Here is a 3,994-nt window from a genome sequence, read left to right as displayed (position 1 = left end):
GCCGCGGCCGGCGCCGTGGTCGGTGCGGTCGTCGCGGCCGAGCTGGCGGCGATCGCCGTCCTCCTCGCCGCGGTCGCCCGGCGGTCCCGGAACGTGGAGGTGCGGCGCGGTCTCGACCGGGTCGCGGCCGCCGCCGAGGCGCCCGTGCCGGAGGCCGAGGACGACGCCGACGAGAAGGCCCTGTACCACGACAAGTGGGCCGGGCGGCTCCAGAGCGGCTTCGCCGCGACCGCGGTCGAGCCGCTGCTGCGAACCGCCCGCAACCGCGCGAACCCGCCGGAGCACCGGATGCGGACCCTGCGGACGCTCGACGCGTGGCTCCAGGCCGAGGAGCGCGCGCACAGCGCCCGCGTCCACCACTCCCTGGACGTGCTGATCGTGTCCCACTTCGGGCTCCCGGGCGGGAACACCTCGGCGAACGTCGCCGACATCACCGCGCTCACCCGCGCCGGGCTCCGCGTCGGCCTGCTGCACCACCCGGTCTACAAGTGGGACGTGACGACCCCGGTCAACCCGAAGATCGCCGAACTCGTCGACGACGACCTGGTCGTCATGGTGACCGGGCACGACAGCGTCCGCTGCGACCTCGCCATCGTCCGGCTCCCCACGATCATGGGCAGGCTCATGGACGAGCTCCCCGAGATCGAGGCCGGCCGCACGGTGCTCCTGGTCAACCAGCCGCCGTTCACGTTCTACGACGCCGACGGCGGGCGCCGCGAGCAGTGGAGCGTGCGGACCGTCTTCGAGACGGTCCAGAACTGGCTCGGCGACCACACCTGGTACACCATCGGCCCGGCCGTGCGCGAGACCCTGGAGCGCCACCACGGGCACGAGCTCGACGGCATCGACATCGCCGACGAGTACTGGTACGAGATCATCGACGTCGCCGACTGGCTGCGCCCCGAGCAGCGCCCCGGCGACGGGCCGGTCCGCATCGGCCGCCACGCCCGCGACGCGCCGCAGAAGTGGCCGGACACTCCGGAGGAGATGCTCGGCTGCTACCCGGCCTCGCCGGAGTTCGAGGTCCACTCGCTCGGCGGCGCCGAGACCGCCCGGGAGATGCTCGGGTCGCTCCCCGGCAACTGGGTCGACCACCCGTTCGGCTCGGTCGAGGTGCGGGAGTTCCTGCACGGCCTCGACGTCCACGTCTACTTCACCTCCCGCGAGTACGTGGAGGCGTTCGGCCGCTCCCCCATGGAGGCCATGGCGGTCGGCCTGCCGTGCGTCATGGACCCCAGGTTCGAGGCGCTGTTCGGCGACGGGGCGCTCTACTGCGAGCCTCACGAGGTCGCGGGCGTGATCCGCGGGCTCGTCGACGAGCCGGGCCGGTACGAGGAGCAGGTCCGGCGCGCCCAGCGCAAGGTCGAGGAGGACTTCTCGCCCGCCGCGCTCGTCCGCCGCGTCGTGCGCCTCGGGGTCCGGCCGCCGCTGGCGGACGCCCCGTGACCGGGCTCGACCGCTCCGCGCGGACCGCGGCTGAGCAGCGCGTGCGTGTTAAGATCGGCCCGGTTCGACGCCGATCTGCTTCCCGGTTCCTCCCAATTCCTTTGGTTGGCTGACTACCTCGATGACCTCCACCGCTTCCCGCACTCCCGTCACGGCCCCGGCCTCCGCGCCCGTGCTGGACGGACTCGACCCGGAATCGGCGGCGCTGCTGCTGAGCGAGGCCCGGAACCAGTCCGTGCAGGCGCTCTACGCGACCGCGGTCCGCACCCGGTCCACTCTCGCGCTCCGGATCGCCGAGACGCTCGCGAGCCCCGGACTCGACCGGGAGGCGCTGCTCGAACTCGCGGACGACCCGGCGGCGGACCCCTCCGGGATCGACGCCGGTCGGCTCGCCGGGTATGCCGCCGCGCTCGCGCGCAGGCGGGAGTATCAGGATGCGTATGCGCTGTTCAGGCTCGCCGAGAGGCTGGAGCCGAAGTCGGTGCTGCCGGAGTTTCAGATCAGGTACGGCGAGGCGGCGCTGGCGGTGACGGGGTCTGCGGCGGGGGTGCTGGCGCGGTACGGGGACGTGGTGCCGCGGTGGCGGGACGCGTTCGAGGCCGATGCGGCGCATCCGGAGCGGGGTGGGGACGAGCGGGCATGGCTGGAGCGGTTCCGGGTGTTCACCGGGATGGCGGACCTCGAAGTCGCCGAGGGCGAAGGGGTGCGGTTCGACCGGTTGAAGGCCGGGGAGACGGCGCCGGTGAACGGGCAGCGGCGGATCTCGGTCGTGATGACCTGCTTCAGGCCCGATGAGACGCTGTTCACGGCGATCGGGTCGGTGATCGCGCAGAGCTGGCAGAACTGGGAGCTGCTGCTCGTCGACGACGCGTCCGGGCCCGAGTACGGGGAGGTCCTGGCGAGGGCCGCCGGGATGGACGAGCGGATCCGGTTGTTCCGGCTGCCGGAGAACTCGGGCACGTACCGGGCGAGGAACCGGGCGCTGCTGGAGTGCAAGGGCGTGTTCGCGACCGGGCTGGACTCCGACGACTGGGCGCACCCGAGGTGGCTGGAGCGGCAGGTCGCGCCGATGCTCGCCGATCCGACGCTGGTGATGACGTTCGCGAACTGCATCCGGGTGAGGGAGGACCTCACGGTCGTCCACACCGGACGGCCCGTGCAGGGGCCGCGGTCGACGTCGGTGATGTTCCGGACCGAGCCGGTGCGCGAGCGCATGGGCTACTTCGACAACCTGCGCAAGGGCGCCGACACCGAGTTCCACTTCCGGTTCAAGGCCGTGTTCGGGAACCGGGCCGTGCACAAGCTCCAGGGCGAGGTGTTCACCCTGGTGCGCCTCAGCGGGGACACCCTGACGTCGAGCGAGATCGACAACGGCTGGCAGCACCCGGCGAGGTCGGCGTACCAGTCCGCGCATCAGCACTGGCGCGAGGCGATCCGCCGCGGCCAGGCCAGCGGGTTCATCGAGGCCGACCAGCCGGTGCGGGAGCTGTACGCGCCCAGCCTGAGCCGGGGCGTCCGGCTCGACGGGCGGGCCTTCGACGAGCTGTACGTCGTCGACTGCCGGTTCTGGGAGGACGGCCAGAGCCGCGCGGTCGAGCAGGCGCGCGAGGCCGCCACCGCGGGGCGGTCGGTGGGGATCGTGCACGTCGAGTCGCTGCTGCGGCTGCGCGCCGAGCTTCGGCACCTGCGGCCCGAGATCCTGGACTTCTTGAATGAGAGCCTGCGCGGGCCCAACCCGGTCGAGTTCGTCGCTCCCGTCGACCTCGTGTCGGCCGAGAAAGTGGTCGTCACCGATGCTTCTCTCTGGGAGGGGCGTTCCGACGAGTTCTCCTTCACGGCGATCGGAAGTACCGAGGTGTGGGAGCGGACCATCCGTCCCACCTCCTCGCAGTCGGTCGGTGCCCTGTTGGCGGCCAAGCGGTCCGGGGCTCCGCGGGCCGAAGCGCCCGAGCGCAACACGGGTTCTCGGCGCTTGATGGCCGCCGCTTTCGCCGCCGTCTTCGTCTTGCTTTGGGTCGCCGCGGTCCTGTCCTGGTTCGCCGCCGGGACCGGTACCGCTGCGGCACTGACGTTCACGGCCCTGTCCGTCACGGGCGCGCTCGCGGTAGCGGCGCTGTCCTCGGCCGGGTTCCCCAGGTTCAAGGCCCTGCTGCGGCGGGCGGCCCGGCGATGATCGGAGCACGCATGCGCACCGCGAAGAGGCTCGCGCTGGCCGCGGCCGGGTTCGGGGCGGTCACGGCCGCCGCCGCGGGCGCCGCGTTCACGGCCCCGCCCGAGGTGTACCTGCCGGGCATGGCGGCCGTCCTCGTAGCCGAGGCCGCGCTCACGGTCTACCTGCTGCGCAACCGGATGCGCGATTCCGGGGTCGCGAGCCCGTTGCAGCTGCTGTCGCGGCGGCGCCTGCGGGCGGCGCAGCGGGAGACGCGGGCGCTCGCGAACGTCCGCAAGTGGGAGGAGCGCCTCGGCGCGGGCTTCACGTCCGCGGCGACGCCGGCGCTGCGGTCGATCGCCGCCGACGGGGCGCACACGCGGACGGTGCGGCGCGCCG

Annotated in this window: 3 protein-coding genes; all 3 read left to right on the top strand. The window is 73.0% G+C overall.

Annotated elements, in window-relative coordinates:
* A partial coding sequence (locus DI269_RS13490) for a glycosyltransferase family protein (RefSeq protein WP_157974970.1) occupies positions 1 to 1,446 on the top strand: 1,446 nt, incomplete at its 5' end.
* Between the two features lie 121 nt (positions 1,447 to 1,567).
* Positions 1,568 to 3,619: a glycosyltransferase family 2 protein gene (locus DI269_RS13485; protein ID WP_112136681.1), complete on the top strand. Its 2,052-nt coding sequence runs from the start codon at positions 1,568 to 1,570 to the stop codon at positions 3,617 to 3,619.
* Positions 3,620 to 3,630: 11 nt separating this feature from the next.
* The coding region (locus tag DI269_RS13480; RefSeq protein WP_157974969.1) for a hypothetical protein at positions 3,631 to 3,994 on the top strand (364 nt) is incomplete at its 3' end.

Origin of the sequence: Glycomyces dulcitolivorans (assembly GCF_003265355.1) — a bacterium.
Lineage (GTDB): Bacteria > Actinomycetota > Actinomycetes > Mycobacteriales > Micromonosporaceae > Glycomyces > Glycomyces dulcitolivorans.
The sequence above is the reverse complement of the archived record's forward strand: the minus strand, read 5'-3'. Positions and strand labels throughout refer to the sequence as shown.